At 39.9% G+C, this 15,954-nt stretch carries 16 protein-coding genes; 15 read left to right on the forward strand and 1 reads right to left on the reverse strand.

Annotated features, from left to right (window positions below; all coding sequences use genetic code 11):
- Window positions 1-11: 11 nt before the first annotated feature.
- The 7 genes from PT287_RS03320 (at window position 12) to mreD (ending at window position 7,786) form a co-directional block, all read left to right on the forward strand.
- Window positions 12-2,651: a valine--tRNA ligase gene (locus tag PT287_RS03320; protein WP_277132564.1), complete on the forward strand. Its 2,640-nt coding sequence runs from the start codon at window positions 12-14 to the stop codon at window positions 2,649-2,651.
- A 1-nt stretch (window position 2,652) separates the two neighbouring features.
- Window positions 2,653-3,930 (forward strand): folylpolyglutamate synthase/dihydrofolate synthase family protein, encoded by a 1,278-nt coding sequence (locus tag PT287_RS03325; RefSeq protein WP_277132565.1) that lies wholly within the window; start codon window positions 2,653-2,655, stop codon window positions 3,928-3,930.
- Entirely contained in the window at window positions 3,911-4,591 is a 681-nt protein-coding gene (locus tag PT287_RS03330; protein ID WP_277132567.1) for an HAD family phosphatase, read from the forward strand. Before PT287_RS03325 ends, PT287_RS03330 begins: the two co-directional genes overlap by 20 nt.
- 35 nt (window positions 4,592-4,626) lie before the next feature.
- Window positions 4,627-5,250, forward strand: a complete 624-nt coding sequence (locus PT287_RS03335) for a JAB domain-containing protein (protein ID WP_277132569.1) — start codon at window positions 4,627-4,629, stop codon at window positions 5,248-5,250.
- A gap of 97 nt (window positions 5,251-5,347) precedes the next feature.
- Complete coding sequence (locus PT287_RS03340) at window positions 5,348-6,352, forward strand: rod shape-determining protein (RefSeq protein WP_277132571.1); 1,005 nt, start codon at window positions 5,348-5,350, stop codon at window positions 6,350-6,352.
- A 49-nt stretch (window positions 6,353-6,401) separates the two neighbouring features.
- A complete protein-coding gene (mreC, locus tag PT287_RS03345; protein ID WP_277132573.1) occupies window positions 6,402-7,253 on the forward strand; it encodes a rod shape-determining protein MreC in 852 nt (283 codons plus the stop codon).
- Window positions 7,253-7,786 (forward strand): rod shape-determining protein MreD, encoded by a 534-nt coding sequence (gene mreD / locus PT287_RS03350; protein WP_277132574.1) that lies wholly within the window; start codon window positions 7,253-7,255, stop codon window positions 7,784-7,786. The genes mreC and mreD overlap by 1 nt, the downstream gene beginning before the upstream one ends.
- A 33-nt stretch (window positions 7,787-7,819) precedes the next feature.
- Here the strand turns inward: mreD and PT287_RS03355 are convergent, their stop codons facing one another.
- The gene (locus PT287_RS03355) at window positions 7,820-7,957 is read right to left on the reverse strand and encodes a DUF4044 domain-containing protein (RefSeq protein ID WP_277132575.1); all 138 of its coding nucleotides are present in this window, start codon (window positions 7,955-7,957) and stop codon (window positions 7,820-7,822) included.
- 92 nt (window positions 7,958-8,049) lie between these two features.
- Between PT287_RS03355 and PT287_RS03360 the strand changes: the two genes are divergently transcribed.
- The 8 genes from PT287_RS03360 (at window position 8,050) to murG (ending at window position 15,938) form a co-directional block, all read left to right on the forward strand.
- Entirely contained in the window at window positions 8,050-8,376 is a 327-nt protein-coding gene (locus PT287_RS03360; protein ID WP_277132576.1) for a DUF3397 domain-containing protein, read from the forward strand.
- 171 nt (window positions 8,377-8,547) lie between these two features.
- Window positions 8,548-8,979 (forward strand): division/cell wall cluster transcriptional repressor MraZ, encoded by a 432-nt coding sequence (gene mraZ, locus PT287_RS03365; RefSeq protein WP_277132578.1) that lies wholly within the window; start codon window positions 8,548-8,550, stop codon window positions 8,977-8,979.
- Window positions 8,980-8,982: 3 nt separating this feature from the next.
- A complete protein-coding gene (gene rsmH / locus PT287_RS03370) occupies window positions 8,983-9,930 on the forward strand; it encodes a 16S rRNA (cytosine(1402)-N(4))-methyltransferase RsmH (RefSeq protein ID WP_277132580.1) in 948 nt (315 codons plus the stop codon).
- A gap of 12 nt (window positions 9,931-9,942) precedes the next feature.
- Window positions 9,943-10,305 carry a cell division protein FtsL gene (gene ftsL / locus PT287_RS03375; protein WP_277132582.1) on the forward strand — a complete coding sequence of 121 codons (363 nt, stop codon included), beginning with the start codon at window positions 9,943-9,945 and terminating at the stop codon, window positions 10,303-10,305.
- Complete coding sequence (locus PT287_RS03380) at window positions 10,305-12,470, forward strand: penicillin-binding protein (protein ID WP_277132583.1); 2,166 nt, start codon at window positions 10,305-10,307, stop codon at window positions 12,468-12,470. The genes ftsL and PT287_RS03380 overlap by 1 nt, the downstream gene beginning before the upstream one ends.
- A 7-nt stretch (window positions 12,471-12,477) precedes the next feature.
- Window positions 12,478-13,440 carry a phospho-N-acetylmuramoyl-pentapeptide-transferase gene (gene mraY, locus PT287_RS03385; RefSeq protein ID WP_277132585.1) on the forward strand — a complete coding sequence of 321 codons (963 nt, stop codon included), beginning with the start codon at window positions 12,478-12,480 and terminating at the stop codon, window positions 13,438-13,440.
- A gap of 10 nt (window positions 13,441-13,450) precedes the next feature.
- Complete coding sequence (gene murD / locus PT287_RS03390) at window positions 13,451-14,830, forward strand: UDP-N-acetylmuramoyl-L-alanine--D-glutamate ligase (protein ID WP_277132587.1); 1,380 nt, start codon at window positions 13,451-13,453, stop codon at window positions 14,828-14,830.
- Between the two features lies 1 nt (window position 14,831).
- Window positions 14,832-15,938, forward strand: a complete 1,107-nt coding sequence (gene murG, locus PT287_RS03395; protein ID WP_277132589.1) for an undecaprenyldiphospho-muramoylpentapeptide beta-N-acetylglucosaminyltransferase — start codon at window positions 14,832-14,834, stop codon at window positions 15,936-15,938.
- Window positions 15,939-15,954: the final 16 nt, after the last annotated feature.

Genomic DNA, 15,954 nt, shown 5'->3' on the forward strand with positions numbered 1-15,954 from the left:
AAGGAAATTATATGACAGATTTGGCTCCAAAATATGATCACAAGGAAGTTGAGGATGGTCGTTACCAAACTTGGCTTGATGAGGATTTATTTAAGCCTTCAGGCGATAAAAAGGCACACCCATATTCAATTGTTATTCCGCCGCCAAATGTTACGGGAAAATTGCACTTGGGACACGCTTGGGACACAGCAATTCAAGATACATTGATTCGCTTTAAGCGGATGCAGGGCTATGACACGTTGTATTTGCCAGGAATGGACCATGCGGGAATTGCAACGCAGGCAAAAGTTGAAGCCAAGTTGCGTAAGCAAGGTAAAGATCGTCACCAAATGGGACGTGAAGCCTTTGTCAAGCAAGTCTGGGATTGGAAGGACGAATACGCCAACATTATCAAGGGGCAATGGGCCAAAATGGGTCTGTCACTTGATTACTCCCGTGAACGTTTTACTTTAGATGAAGGTTTATCTAAGGCTGTTCGCCGCGTTTTTGTTCAATTATATAACGAGGGCTTAATCTACCGCGGGCAATATATTATTAACTGGGATCCAGCTTTACAAACTGCTTTGAGTGATATTGAAGTTATCCACCAGGATGACAAGGGTGCTTTTTATCATATTAAGTATCCGTTCGCTGATGGCTCGGGCTTTGTTGAAATTGCAACGACGCGGCCTGAGACCATGTTTGGTGATACTGCAGTTGCGGTTGCTCCTGGGGATGAACGTTACAAGGACTTAGTTGGTAAAGAACTGATTTTGCCGCTTGTTGGCCGCCATATTCCGATTATTGAAGATCAACACGTTGACCCAGACTTTGGGACTGGTTTAGTAAAGATTACGCCAGCTCATGATCCGAACGACTTTGCCACTGGTAATCGCCATAACTTAAAACGGATTAACGTCATGAATGATGACGGTACGATGAACGAGGAATGTGGCAAATATGCTGGCATGGATCGCTTTGACTGCCGTAAGCAATTAGTCGCAGACTTAAAAGAACAAGGTTACTTGATTAAAGTTAAGCCAATTGTTCACTCCGTTGGTCACTCAGAACGTTCTGGTGTTCAAGTTGAACCTCGTTTGTCAACCCAATGGTTTGTTAAGATGAAGCCGTTAGCTGATAAAGTGTTGGCTAACCAAAAGACTGATGGCCGGGTTAACTTTGTTCCTGAACGATTTGAACAAACACTTGAACATTGGATGGAAAATGTTCATGATTGGGTAATTTCTCGGCAATTATGGTGGGGTCACCGGATTCCAGCTTGGTACAATAAGAAGACCGGTGAAATGTACGTTGGCGAAGAAGCACCTAAGGATGCTGAAAACTGGCGGCAAGACCCTGATGTTTTGGATACTTGGTTCTCAAGTGCTTTGTGGCCATTTTCAACGATGGGTTGGCCTGACGAAGACGCACCAGACTTTAAGCGTTACTTCCCAACTAATGCTCTAGTTACTGGTTACGACATTATTTTCTTCTGGGTATCACGGATGATTTTCCAAAGTTTGCACTTTACGAATGAGCGTCCGTTTAAAGACGTTGTTTTGCACGGCTTAATTCGTGATGAGCAAGGGCGAAAAATGAGTAAATCTTTGGGCAATGGGGTTGACCCAATGGATGTTGTTAAAGAATATGGTGCCGATGCTTTGCGCTGGTTCTTGTTGAACGGTACAGCTCCGGGTCAGGATACTCGTTACAATCCAAAGAAGTTGGCAGCGGCTTGGAACTTTATCAACAAAATTTGGAATGCTTCAAGATTTGTAATCATGAACTTGCCGGAAGATGCCAAGCCAGCTCACATGCCTGATACCAGCAAGTTTGACTTAGCTGATAGCTGGATCTTTGACCGGTTGAACCACACGGTAAGCGAAGTTGTTCGTTTATTTGATGAATACAAGTTTGGTGAGGCAGGCCGCGAGGCTTATAACTTTATCTGGAATGACTTCTGCGATTGGTATATTGAGATTTCTAAGGTTGCCTTAAACGGTGACAATGCAGAATTGAAGGCAAGAAAACAGGATAACTTAATCTGGATTCTTGATCAGATTTTGCGGTTATTGCACCCAATTATGCCATTTGTAACTGAAAAATTATGGTTGTCAATGCCTCATACTGGCAAGTCAATTATGGTTGCTAAGTACCCAGAAGCTCACAGCGAATTCGTTAATGAACAAGCTTCACGTGACATGACATTCTTAATTGATGTAATTAAGGCAGTCCGGAACATTCGCATGGAAGTTAATGCTCCAATGTCATCACCAATTGATATTATGATTCAGCTTGATGATGCCGCAAATGAACGGATTTTGACCGACAACGAAGATTACGTTAAGAACTTCTTGCACCCAAAGAAGTTAGAAATTGCCACAGAAATGGCTGCGCCAAAATTAGCTAAAACAGCAGTTATTTCCGGTGCGCAAATTTTTGTTCCGTTAGCTGAATTGGTTAACATTGATGATGAACTTAAGCGGATGGCAAAGGAGGAACAAGACCTTGAGGCAGAAGTTGCTCGTTCAACTAAGAAGTTAGCTAACCAAGGCTTCGTTGCTCATGCGCCAGCAGCAGTTATTGACAAGGAAAAGGCCAAGAAAGCCGACTATGAAAGTCAATTGGCTGGTATTCGTCAACGAATTCAAGATTTGAAAGAGAGTAAATAATGTGATTTTTACCAAAGCGCAAGATGTGATATCTTATTTATATTCATTACCCAAATTTCACGCAAAAGGTGACCTGAGTTTTATTAGGCGGGTCTTAGAAGAATTGGATAATCCTCAAGATAAAGTCAAGATGCTTCACGTTACGGGCACTAATGGTAAAGGTTCTACTTCGTATTATTTAAGTAATTTATTGCAAAAGGCTGGTCAAAAGACTGGCCTTTTTGTCTCACCCTACGTTTTTGCGTTTGGCGAGCGGATCCAATTAAATGGCCAAAATATTAGTGATCCTGATTTAGTAGCAACTGCGAACCAAATTGAACAAGTTTTACAAAAAATTAGACAAACAGATCCTGATTTTGGCTTAGTTACTTTTGAATACGAAGCAGTCATGGCTTTTACCTATTTCGCTAAAACAAAGTGTGATTATGCCGTGATTGAGGTGGGGATCGGTGGCACGCATGATTCTACAAACGTGATTAATCCAGAAGTTAGTGTTATCACAACCATTGGCCTTGATCACGAAAAAATTATTGGTCCCACAATTCAAGATATTGCTCGTGAAAAGAGCGGCATCATTAAATATCAGCGGCCAATAGTTTTAGGCAACGTACCACAATCAGTTTTGCCGATTATTAAAGAAAAAGCGGAGCAGGAACAGGTCCCTGTATATCAATTAGGTCAGGACTTTATGGTAAAAAGTGCTTTGCAAACAAGTTATCGGGATGCAAGCAGAACATTAACCTTTGCCATTAGACCCGAGGTTGAGGGCTATGATCTTGCTGTTGCGATTCGCGCCTTTAGTACCCTTAATTTGCCGCTGAGTGATGAAAAGATTGAAGAAGCAATTAACCACACGGTAATTCCGGGGCGTTATCAAATTTTACAGGAGCAACCGCTAATTATTTTAGATGGGGCGCATAATATCCAAGCAATGCAAAATTTGCTCAATTTTGTTCACGAGCAGCAGGCAAGACGCCGTGGCAAAGTGCGGGTGCTGATTACAATGATGAAAGATAAAGACTTAGCAGAAGTCTTTTCGCTATTTCAAGCATCAGATCAGGTCGAACTGACGACAATTGCCTATCCGCGCGCTGCTAAAAAGGCAGATTTTCCCTCTGCAGTACAAGCAAAGTATCCGTATTATGCTAGCTGGCAAACTGCCTTTACGCAGTTAAAGCAAGATAGTCAGCCAAATGATATACTGCTAGTAACGGGGTCGTTTTACCTTGTCGGAGAAGTTTTGCAATTGGAGGCCACAAATGCAAGTTCAAGGCATTAATGAAGAAATCAAGGGAATACTGTTTGATATGGATGGGCTGCTCGTTAATTCCGAGGATTTATACTGGCAGGCTAATATTCAGGCTTCAAAAGAAGCTCATTTGGGTACGCCCGATGATACTTATTTGAAGCTAGTTGGTTCGACAACCAAGGAAATGCGGTCATTTTATGAGCGGTATTTTAAAACTGAAGAGGAACGCGTGCGCTTCATTGAACGAACTAATGAATTAGTGGAGCAATGGATTGCGGCAGGTAAGCTTGAGCTTAGGCCCGGCGTCCAGCAGGCACTCGATAAATTTTATAACCTTGATTTGCCACTGGCGATTGTTTCCAGTAATTATGAAAAGGGTATTGAGCAGGAAATGTGGGCCACTGGTATTCGGAATTACTTTCAGTTTCACTTAAATTATGATGATGTAAAAGAGCATCACTTAAAGGCTAAACCTGCACCAGACATTTATTTGTGGGCTGCACAAAAAATAAATATTCCCAAGCAAAATTTGCTGGTCTTTGAAGATTCCTCAACCGGCGTTGCTGCAGCTGCTAACGCAGGACTTAAATGTGTGATGATTCCGGACTTGTTGCCGCCAACTGACCAAGATCAAGAAAATGCGACGCTAATTTGCCGTGATTTCAATGAATTCCTAAAAAGAATTAAGTGATTTTTGCGTAATAAATAGTGAAGGGAGTGATTTGAATGGAAATCATCAAGTCCAATCACTATTTAGTAAACACCGATATTGAATTATTAGGAAACTTATTTAATCAATTGCAAGCAAATGGCATCAGCGACTTAACGCAGGTGGAAGCCAAATTAGCACAATTGCAAATTGCTAGCTTTAATGACTTAGTTAAGCATTTTTCGGGTCCCGACTGTGATTCGCAATTAGCTGTTGTTGGTGAAGAATTAATTGACCGCTTGCGGACTGCAGTTCCTGATCGTGAAGCCGTCCTGACTTCGAGTAATGAAGTTGGAACATATTTAGCTGACAAATTAGCTGGTCATAAGCAGGAAGAATTATGGGCAATTTATATCGATAACAGTAACCATATTATTGCCGAGAAGTGCTTGTTTAAGGGGACAATTGATAAGTCGGTGGCTCATCCGCGGGAGATTTTCCGCTGGGCTTTAATTTATGCGTGTGCAGGGATGTTTGTTGTTCATAATCATCCTAGTGGTCATTTGACTCCATCGCAGAGTGATGTTAAGCTAACCCGCATGCTTAAAGGGGCTGCGGATATGTTACAGATTGATTTTTTAGATCATTTTATTGTTGGCAAAAACCAATTTTTAAGTATGCGCGAGCACGAATTGTTTTAAAATCATCTTAAACTTGCTGCGGAATTCTTTTTTAAACAGTGCTTTGTGCTATAATTATTCAAGATTTAAAGACTGCAATAATTAAGGAGAGATTTTTGTGTTTGGATTTGGAGCAAAAAATATTGGTATCGATTTAGGAACGGCCAATACACTTGTTTATATGGAAGGTAAGGGAATTGTTCTTAGAGAACCTTCTGTTGTAGCAAAGAATACCCGCACTGGTAAAGTAATCGCAGTTGGTTCAGAAGCCAGAGAAATGATTGGTAGAACACCAGCTACGATCGTTGCAATTCGCCCGATGAAAGACGGCGTAATTGCTGATTATGATACAACTGCATCAATGCTAAAGTATTTTATTGATAAGACTGTTGGTAACTCGAAGCCATCTGCAATGATTTGTGTGCCATCAGGCGTCACTGAAGTAGAAAAGCGTGCGGTTATTGATGCTGCACGTGTTGCTGGTTCTCGTGAAGCTTATGTTATTGAAGAACCATTTGCTGCAGCAATCGGTGCCGGTCTTCCAGTAATGGATCCAACTGGTTCAATGGTTGTTGATATTGGTGGTGGTACAACTGATGTTGCCACGATTTCACTTGGTGGGATTGTTTCATCAACTTCTATTCGTCAAGCTGGAGATAAGTTTAATTCCGCAATTGTTAATTACGTTCATTCTAACTTTAACTTGTTAATTGGGGAAAGAACTGCTGAAGATATTAAAATTCAGATTGGTTCTGCTTCGGTTGAAAAGGCCGAGGATATTGAATCCGTAAATATTCGCGGCCGTGACTTGGTAACTGGTTTGCCGAAGTCAGTTGACGTGAAGGCAGTTGATGTTGCTAAGGCAATACAAGATGTCGTTCAAGATATTATTATTGCGATTAAAGAAACTTTAGAACAAACTTCTCCTGAAATTGCAGCCGATGTAATTGATCATGGTATTGTGTTAACTGGTGGTGGTGCTTTACTTAAGAACCTTCCAGATGTTATTTCGGAAGCTACTAAAGTGCCAGTATTTATCGCACAGGACCCACTTGACTGTGTTGCAATTGGTACCGGTGAGTCACTTAAAAATATTGAATTAATGCGTAGAAGTCGCAAATAATACTGAGGCCGGCTGTTTTTGCCGGCTTTTCTTTTAGGAACAATCCCATATGAAAAAATTTTTACAGAACAAAAAATTATTAACGGTATGTGTTGTTATTATTGTCATTTTTTCTGTGTTGGGGACCAGTGTTCATTTGCGCAATAAACGTAATACGCCGCTAATCATTCAGAGCTTAGGCAATGATGTTGTCGCAGTCGGCACAAGAGTGGTTGATTTTCCAATCAGTCTAGTATCTGGCGGTCTCAGCAACGTTAATGAACTGCTGAATACACAGAATGAAAACAATTATTTAAAGAGTAAGGTAACCGATTTACAACAAACTAATGCTCGTAATAAAACTTTGGAAGCTGAAAATAAGCAATTAAAGTCAGCTTTAAAGATTAAGGCAACACTCTCTGATTATGACCTAATTAACGCATCGGTTATTTCACGTTCACCTGATAGTTGGACTGACTTATTGGTAATCAATAAGGGAACTACTTCTGGTTTACGCAAAAATATGGCCGTGATGAGCGGTGGGGGGGTCATTGGTCGGATTGTCGAAGTCAGTGCGGCATCATCTAAAGTTGAACTAATTACAACTAGTGATAAGGCTGCTAATCGGTTTGCTGTTGAGGCTACAGCAACCAATGGCAAGAAGGTTCATGGAATCATTACTGTGATTGGTAATAATACTTTGGCCTTCACCCAAGCTCTTGATAGCAACAAATTGAAGCAAGGAACGCAAATTTATACTAGCGGCATGGGTGGTAATTCACCTAAAGGCTTATTAATTGGCTCGATTGCACGGACAACTCATGATTCCTTTGGCTTATCTGATCTGATTAAAATTAATCCAGCAGGTGAACTGAATGATCCTTCTGTCGTAACAGTCATCAGGAGAAAGGTGGAAGACTAATGCGGTCCTTACGCAAGTTTATTTTGGCTTTTGCCTTGTATGTCGCTTTAGTACTTGATGGCAGTTTGGCACTTTTTTTGCATCAATTTATGGCGTTGGGGAATGCTGCTTGCTTAATTATGCCAATTGGAATAATGTTAATTTCCTTATTTGATGATTTAAATAATAAAGAGATCTGGTTGGCCATTGGAGCTGGCATTGTCGCTGATATTTATTTCTTCGGAATTATTGGCGCCTATGCGGTTATTTTGCCAATCGTAATGTGGCTGCTGCAGAAATCGGCCCGGTTTCTTCCAGAAGTATTCTGGGCGAGAATACTAGCTGTTTTACTGGCGGTTGTTATTGTATGCTGTTATAACTGGTTAATCTTGAGTATTATTGGTGTAATTGCTGTTCCGATTAAGACGATGCTAGTTAGTTTATTGCCAACATTAGCCTGGTCTTTAATATTTGCAATTTTATCCTATCCAATTTGGAGACGGCTAGCTAGCAATTATCCATTTATGGTTAACTTAGATAATTATCAACACTAAAAAAAGCGTGAGAATTTTCTTACGCTTTTATTTTTAACCAAATGTGCCGTTGTTAACCAATACCATTGCTACTTGAGCAATAATTGCCGCTAAAGTGATGAATGCCATCAGCCATGCCATCACGATAGTTAACTTTTGAAATCCTGATTTCTTTTTCTTTCTCCGTGCCATTAATTGACCTCCTTGTTTGAACAATATTTTATTCTTATTAGGAGTTTTTTTCAATTGCGTAGTAAGATAAAATAAGTAATGGAGGAATTATCATGCTATTTGTCTTTTTATTACCACTTGTCGGCCTCGTTCTAGCGTTTTTGCTCAATAAATTTTGGCCAAAGGCAAAATTTCGTGGTTATGACGTCTTGCCTTTCTTTTTAATCTGGGCTTGTTACTTAATCACAGCTGTCGAAAGAAGACCTGATTTTTTGCCCTATGGCTTTTTTGTCTTCTTCTTCTTAGTAATTATCGTTGCTGTCAGTGATGCAATCAAAAATAAAAATATTTCACTTGGCAAAACGTTGTATCGGCTGTGGAACTATTTAACGGTTTGTTCTATTTTTTGGTACATTGGCTTATTGGTGATGATGATCTAATCCCCACTGTTTTTATAAAATAATCTGTCAAGAAAAAGGCTAAAACTCAACTGAATTTGGCCTTTTTTTACTTAAAAATAATTTAATCATTAAATAAAGTACCTTTTTTAGGGAAACTGTGGTAGAAAGTGGTGAAATGTGGTAAATTATTCATTGGAAGGGGGCTAAACCATGTTCATGGGCGAATATCACCACAATCTTGACAGCAAAGGGCGGTTAATTATCCCTGCTCGTTTGCGAGAACAGATTGGTGATAAGATGGTATTTACCCGCGGAATGGAAGGCTGTATTTTCGGCTATACCACCGAGGCATGGCAGAAAATTGAAGCTAAGTTAGCGCAACTTCCGTTGACTAAGAGAAACGCGCGTAGTTTTACGCGTTTGTTTTACTCTGGTGCGATGGAATGCGAATTCGACAAGCAGGGGCGCGTCAATCTGACCACAACATTGAAGAAGCATGCTAACCTGACAAAAGAATGTGTCATTATTGGGGTTTCTGACCGAATTGAAATTTGGGCTAAGGAGCGTTGGGAAAGCTTCAGTGATGAAGCAAACGAAAACTATGATGACATTGCTGAAGATTTGGACGATATTGAACTATAAATTATGGAATTCAAACACACCAGTGTACTCTTACACGAAACAATAGATAATTTAAAACCAAAAAACGATGGTCTATACGTAGATGCTACTTTTGGCGGTGGTGGACACGCAAGATATTTGTTAAGTAAGCTTGAACGAGGAACATTGATTGGTTTTGACCAAGATGAATACGCAATAAAATCGGCTAAGTTGAACTTTGCTGATTTATTGCAGGCTGACAGTAATCCTAAGTTAGAGTTAGTTCATGACAATTTTAGTCATTTGCAGAAGAATCTGGTTGAGCTAGGTTATACAGATGGCATTGACGGAATTTACTATGATTTGGGCGTTTCTTCACCTCAGTTTGATCAGGCAGGACGTGGCTTTTCGTACCGCTTTGATGCTCGGTTAGATATGAGGATGGATCAAAGCCAGACTCTTGATGCTTATCAATTAGTGAACAACTCAAGTCAAAAGGACTTGGCAGCTATTTTGTACAAATATGGCGATGAAAAGTTTTCACGTCAAATTGCCCGTAAAATCGTTGAAAGAAGGCAGATTAAGCCAGTTGAAACGACGTTTGAACTGGTTGATCTGATTAAGGAAGCAATTCCTGCATATGCAAGACGAACGGGAGGACATCCAGCGAAGAAAACTTTTCAGGCACTGCGAGTGGCTGTTAATCATGAGCTTGATGTCCTTAGAGAATCTCTTGAGGAAGCTATCGAACTTTTACGACCTAATGGTAGAATTAGCGTGATTACCTTTCAGTCTGACGAAGACAAGATTGTTAAGAATATCTTCAAAAAGTATTCTGAGGTTGAGGTGCCACGTGGGATGCCAATGATACCAGACAGTATGAGGCCAATGCTTCGTTTGGTTAATCGTAAACCGATTGTTGCTTCTGCTGAAGAGTTAGATAACAATAATCGCTCACACAGTGCAAAATTGCGAGTTGCGGAAAAATTGTAAAGAGGAAAAAAGATGGCTGATAATTTAGCGAGAAAAATAGAGTTTAATCCTAATAAGCAAACGGAAACCGAAACTCATCAGCGATTGGTTCTTGACCATCGTCGCGTTACTTGGTCTGCTTTCGAAAAATCTTTGCTTGTATTAGGAGCCTTAATAACTTTGGGTTTAATGACCCTGTTAGTTTCTTCTAGTATTTCTGCTACTTCAGCTCAGCATGAACTCACCAACGTGGAACAGTCTGTTGCTAAAAAACAGAGTCAAGTTAGTGACTTACATCAAGAAATAGGTGAGTTAACCTCAAGTGCGCGCATGAATAAGATTGCCCGCAGCAAAGGGTTAACTTTAATTGAAAAGAATATTAGGACTATTCACTAATGAAAAGACGCATTAGTAATTTAAATGTACAAAAATCCAAAGCACACAGCTACCGCTTCACAGTAGGGAGATTTCTCCAAGTAGCTGTAGCTTTGGTTTTTCTTGTATTTACAGGTAGATTTTTATATATTGGTATCTCTCAGAAAGTTAGTGGTGAGAATTTAAGCCAGCGCACGGAGCAACTTTATAAGCGCAATGAGGTGCTGAAGGCTAATCGTGGGACAATTTATGACCGTAACGGCTTGGTAGTTGCTCAGGACTCACATTTATATACTGTGTATGCCATCTTGGATAAATCTTCCATCAATTATCACAATAAACCTGAATATGTGGTTAATAAAGAAGAAACTGCTGAGAAATTAGCTAAGGTCTTGCCACTTTCAGCAGATAAAATTTTGCATTACTTAAATCCTGCTCGTACGGCCTTTCAAGTACAGTTTGGAGCTACTGGTAGTAATTTAACTAAAGAAGAAAAAAGTAAAATTGAGCAGATGAAGTTGCCGGGGATTAAGTTCTTTGAAACGCCTGCACGATTATATCCGAACGGCAACTTCGCCTCACACGTTGTTGGGATTGCCACGCCTGAATATAATAAGAAAGCAAATTCGGAAAATTTGACGGGTACAATGGGACTAGAAGCTTGGTATGATAAGCTCTTGACGGGTAAAGATGGTTACCGTATTTCATCAGTTGATGCATCTAACTATCAAACGCCCAATAACACACAGAATTATCAAGCTCCCAAAAATGGTGATAACCTTTATCTAACAATTGATTCGCAACTGCAAGATTATTTGGAAAATCGGCTAACCTATGTGCAAAGGACCTATAACCCAGTTTCGATGACGGCAGTTGTTGAAGATATGAAAACGGGTAAGGTACTGGCAGCGTCTCAGAGACCAACGTTTAATCCGCAGACTAAAAAGGGGATGTCCAAGTCGTATCGGGATATTTTAGTTCAGGATGTCTATGAACCCGGCTCTGTTTTTAAAGTCTTAACTTTGTCGGCTTCAGTTAATAGTGGTAATTTCCATCCAAATCAATATTATAATTCTGGCTCGGTCACTGTTAGTGGCTCGACAATTCATGACTGGCAGACTTCTGGATGGGGCAGTATTCCGTTTTCCCAGGCTTTTCCGCGATCAAGTAATACCGGTTTTGTTCATATTGAGCAGCAGATGGGCGCTAAGACTTGGCGTAAATACTTGCGCAAGTTTCATATTGGTAAAAAAACTGGCGTCACCTTGCCCGGAGAGCAAGTGGGACTGCTAGCTTTCAAGTCGCCGATTGATCAAGCAGTAACTAGTTTTGGTCAGGGTGTTAACGTTAATGTTATGCAAATGATACAGGCGTTTAGCAGCTTGGCCAATGATGGTCAGATGGTTAAGCCGCAGTTTGTCGAAAAAGTAACGGATCCCGATGGCAAAACAATTACTGGCTATCAAATTAAAAATGTTGGCCAGCCGGTATATTCTGCAGCGACGGCGCAAACAGTTTTGGCTAATATGCGGCGCGTCTTGAATAAGCGCATTGGTACGGGTTATGCCTATAAGATGAGCAACGCAAGTATTGCCGTTAAAACAGGAACGGCCCAGATTGCTAATCCTAAAGGCGGTGGCTACTTAAAAGGAGACAGCAACTATGTCTTTTCAGTGGTTGGTGTAACTCCAGCTAAGCACCCGCGTTACTGCATTTATATCACCATGAAGCAGCCACGACGGATGGTAAAGCCAGCAGAAACTATTCTGTCATCAATTTTCAAGCCAATGATGAGACAAACCATTTTAATGGCAAAAAACGCTCAAGATGATTCGACTGTCGTCAAAGTTCCTAATTTAAAGGGTTTAACTTATTCTGCCGCTGAGCAAAAAGTGCAACAGATTGGGTTACGAATTGTTAAGATTGGCACAGGTAATAAAATTATCTCTCAGTCGTATGCTAGGGGGCAAAAAAAGCAGTCAGGTCAGCGAATGTTTGTTTTGACTTCTGGTAAGATTATCTGCCCAGATATGAAAAACTGGACACTTGATGACTTGCATCAATTTGCAGACCTAACTGGTGTTAAGCTGAAAGTTGTCGGCAGCGGCGTTGTCAAGCGGCAAAGCATACCACCAAAGACCAAACTTAAGTCAAAGACCAAAATTGTAATTAATTTAAAGGAGTAAACACAATATGCTCATTATTAGCATCATTGCATTAGTTAGTTCATTAGTTTTAACGGCAATCTTTTTGCCGTGGATGATTATTTTTATGCGTTCGCATCATGAGGGGCAAGAAATTCGTGATGAGGGACCCAAATGGCACCAAAAAAAGTCTGGCACCCCAACAATGGGTGGTGTTATTTTCGTTTTAGCAGCAGCGATTTCCTCTGTATGGGTTTCTGCTTGGCAGCATAATATTAACAAAACCATTTGGATTTTGGTGATTAGTCTTCTGGGATACGGGATTATCGGCTTTCTGGATGATGGGATTAAGCTCTTTTATAAACGGAATTTAGGTTTACGAGCTTGGCAAAAGTTATTACTGCAAATTTTGATTGCAGTAGTTATTGTGGGAATTGCGATCACTGACAACTTTAAATTTAATTTGTTTATCCCATTCTTTGGCGTAATTAGTAGTGTGCTTTTGTTTACGCTGTTTATCATTTTTTGGTTAGTTGGGTTCTCAAATGCAGTTAATCTTTCAGATGGCCTTGATGGCCTAGCAACAGGTCTTTCAATTGTCGCCTACGGAACATATGCTTATTTGGCTTTTAAGCAAAATAACTTTGCTATTTTAATTTTTTGTATGAGCGTGATTGGCGGTTTAATTTCGTTCTTCATTTTTAATCATAAGCCTGCTAAAATCTTTATGGGTGATGCTGGGTCACTTGCTTTAGGTGGGGGACTTGCAGCCGTCAGCGTCTTCTTAAATCGGCCGTGGTCACTGCTTTTAATCGGTATTGTGTTTGTATGTGAAACTGCAAGTGTTATTTTACAGGTGATTTCATTTCAAACAACTGGCAAGCGGATTTTTAAGATGACACCAATCCACCATCATTTTGAAATGCTGGGCTGGTCGGAATGGAAGGTTGATATTGTCTTCTGGTTAGTTGGATTGATTGGTAGTATGTTGTATTTAGTAATCTGGGGTTAAGATAGTAAAAATGAAACAGATTGACACTTATAAGAATAAGAATATTTTGGTTTTAGGGCTGGGAAAGAGCGGTTTTGCAGTAAGTACGTTATTGCTTAAACTTGGTGCAAAGCTGACTTTGAATGATAAGGCCGATTTAACGCAAAATGAACACGCACAGGAATTGGAGAAGATGGGAGTTCGGGTAATTGGCGGACACCATCCAACCGAATTATTTGACCAAGAACACTTTGATTATTTGGTTAAAAATCCGGGTATTCCTTACGAAAACCCAATGGTGCAAAAGGCAACTGAATTAAAAGTGCCAATTATTACCGAGCCTGAAATTGCATTAAGCGTTAGTGAAGCACCGTACGTTTGTGTTACTGGATCAAATGGTAAAACAACAACTGTGATGTTAACACAACAAATTTTGGATAATCATTTGGCTAAAAGTGGCCATCATGCCTATGCTGTAGGTAATATTGGTGTTCCGATTTCTAAAGTAGTCACTACGGCAACTAAGAATGATATTCTTGTAGTTGAAATTTCTAGCTTCCAATTACTGGGAGTAACCGATATTAATCCGCGAGTTGCAGCAATCGTTGATATTTATCATAATGTTCACCTCGATTATCATAAAACTTTTGCCAATTACGTTAATGCCAAGTTGAACGTGACAAGAACTCAGTCTGCAGATAATTACTTTATTGCTAACCTGGATCAAAAAGAGATTTTGACTCAAGAACAAGCTGCTACAAAAGCTCGAATTCAAACTTTCTCAGAAACTGATCGAACTGCTGATTATTTTATTGCGGATGGCTATTTGCAAAGTCAATCAGAAAAGATTATTAAAACTAGTGCAATGAAATTGCCGGGAATTCATAATCAGCAAAATGCCTTAGTTGCAATTGCGATTAGTAAGTTGATGGGAGCAGATGACGAAGATATTCAAGCGGTTCTAACTACTTTTACTGGTGCAAAGCACCGTTTGCAATATGTTATGACCCTTGATAACCGTAAAATTTACAATGATTCCAAGTCAACTAATATTGAAGCAGCAACTGTAGCAATTCCATCATTTACTGAGCCTGAAGTGTTAATTGCTGGTGGTCTTGACCGTGGCTTTACCTTTGATTCCTTAGTGCCGCTATTTAAAAAGCACGTTAAAGCAATCGTGCTTTATGGTGAAACGCGCTATTTATTGGCTGATGCTGCTCGTAAAGCTGGAATTAAGCAAATTGTAATTGAAAACACGTTGCAAGAAGCAGTGCCTAAGGCATACGAACTGACTGCTGCTGGAGATGTTTTGTTGTTTTCACCTGCATGTGCTTCATGGGATCAGTTTAAGACCTTTGAAGATCGTGGTAATTACTTTGTAAAGTTTGTTAAGGATTTAAAGACAAAATAAAATGAGAATTATTTTTACTGGTGGTGGCACTGGCGGCCATATTTATCCAATTATGGCAATTATTGAGCGCTTAAAACAGCGGCAATTGGCGACAAATGATGAAATCTTGTTTGTCGGTACTAAACGTGGCTTGGAATCTAAAATTGTTCCAGCAGCTGGAGTTAAGTTTACAACTATTGAAATTCAGGGTTTTAACCGCAAGCATTTGTTAAAAAATTTCAGTACCATTAATATGTTTGTTAAGGCAACTAAATCTGCTAAAAAGATTTTACAGGAATTTAAGCCGGATATTGTCTTGGGAACTGGTGGTTATGTTAGTGGCGCAATTGTCTATGAAGCTGCCAAGATGGGCATTCCGACAATGATTCACGAATCAAATTCGGTCGTCGGCGTTGCCAACAAGTTTTTAGGGCATTATGTGGACAAGATTTGTTACACCTTTGATGATGCCGCTAACCAATTTTCAGAAAAGAAAAAACTGGTTAAAACAGGCAATCCGCGTTCACAACAAGTTTTAGGTTTGAATGAGAGACATATTAATTTAGAAGCTGAATGGAACTTTAATCCTAAAATTCCAACTGTGCTTGTGTTTGGCGGCTCACGTGGTGCTTTGGCAATTAATCGGGTGATGTTGCAGTCGATATTAAAACTGAAAAATAAACCATATCAAATTGTTTGGGCAACGGGCAATTTGTATTATGATAAAGTGCAGGAGAAGCTGCAGGGAATCGATTATGGTACTAACATTAAAATCTTGCCGTATATCAAGGATATGCCTGCAGTATTACCTGAAATGACTTGTGTGATTTCACGTTCTGGTGCTACCAGTATTGCGGAATTTACCGCATTGGGTGTTCCCGCAATTTTAATCCCTAGTCCTAATGTAACTCATAATCACCAAATGAAAAATGCAACTGATTTAGAAAAAGCGGGTGCGGCATTAGTAATTGCAGAAAAGGATTTAAATCCTAATAGTTTCATTTCTTCAATCGATCATATTTTACTTGACACAAAATATGCAAATGAAATGAGCAAATCATCTAAGCAATTAGGCGTACCTGATGCTTCTGATCAGGTAATCAAAGTGATGCAAGCAATTGCTAAATAATAGGTAAGGGAGGCGA

Origin of the sequence: Lactobacillus sp. ESL0679 (genome assembly GCF_029433515.1) — a bacterium.
In the GTDB taxonomy this organism is placed as follows: domain Bacteria; phylum Bacillota; class Bacilli; order Lactobacillales; family Lactobacillaceae; genus Lactobacillus.

Bases quoted from the DNA above. Each gene is read 5' to 3' on its own strand.
- murG (WP_277132589.1), top strand. From the start codon at position 14,832: ATGAGAATTATTTTTACTGGTGGTGGCACTGGCGGCCATATTTATCCA.
- mraZ (WP_277132578.1), top strand. From the start codon at position 8,548: ATGTTCATGGGCGAATATCACCACAATCTTGACAGCAAAGGGCGGTTA.
- mraY (WP_277132585.1), top strand. From the start codon at position 12,478: ATGCTCATTATTAGCATCATTGCATTAGTTAGTTCATTAGTTTTAACG.
- PT287_RS03320 (WP_277132564.1), top strand. From the start codon at position 12: ATGACAGATTTGGCTCCAAAATATGATCACAAGGAAGTTGAGGATGGT.
- PT287_RS03355 (WP_277132575.1), bottom strand. From the start codon at position 7,957: ATGGCACGGAGAAAGAAAAAGAAATCAGGATTTCAAAAGTTAACTATC.
- murD (WP_277132587.1), top strand. From the start codon at position 13,451: ATGAAACAGATTGACACTTATAAGAATAAGAATATTTTGGTTTTAGGG.
- ftsL (WP_277132582.1), top strand. From the start codon at position 9,943: ATGGCTGATAATTTAGCGAGAAAAATAGAGTTTAATCCTAATAAGCAA.
- mreD (WP_277132574.1), top strand. From the start codon at position 7,253: ATGCGGTCCTTACGCAAGTTTATTTTGGCTTTTGCCTTGTATGTCGCT.
- PT287_RS03360 (WP_277132576.1), top strand. From the start codon at position 8,050: ATGCTATTTGTCTTTTTATTACCACTTGTCGGCCTCGTTCTAGCGTTT.
- PT287_RS03335 (WP_277132569.1), top strand. From the start codon at position 4,627: ATGGAAATCATCAAGTCCAATCACTATTTAGTAAACACCGATATTGAA.
- PT287_RS03380 (WP_277132583.1), top strand. From the start codon at position 10,305: ATGAAAAGACGCATTAGTAATTTAAATGTACAAAAATCCAAAGCACAC.
- rsmH (WP_277132580.1), top strand. From the start codon at position 8,983: ATGGAATTCAAACACACCAGTGTACTCTTACACGAAACAATAGATAAT.
- PT287_RS03330 (WP_277132567.1), top strand. From the start codon at position 3,911: ATGCAAGTTCAAGGCATTAATGAAGAAATCAAGGGAATACTGTTTGAT.
- mreC (WP_277132573.1), top strand. From the start codon at position 6,402: ATGAAAAAATTTTTACAGAACAAAAAATTATTAACGGTATGTGTTGTT.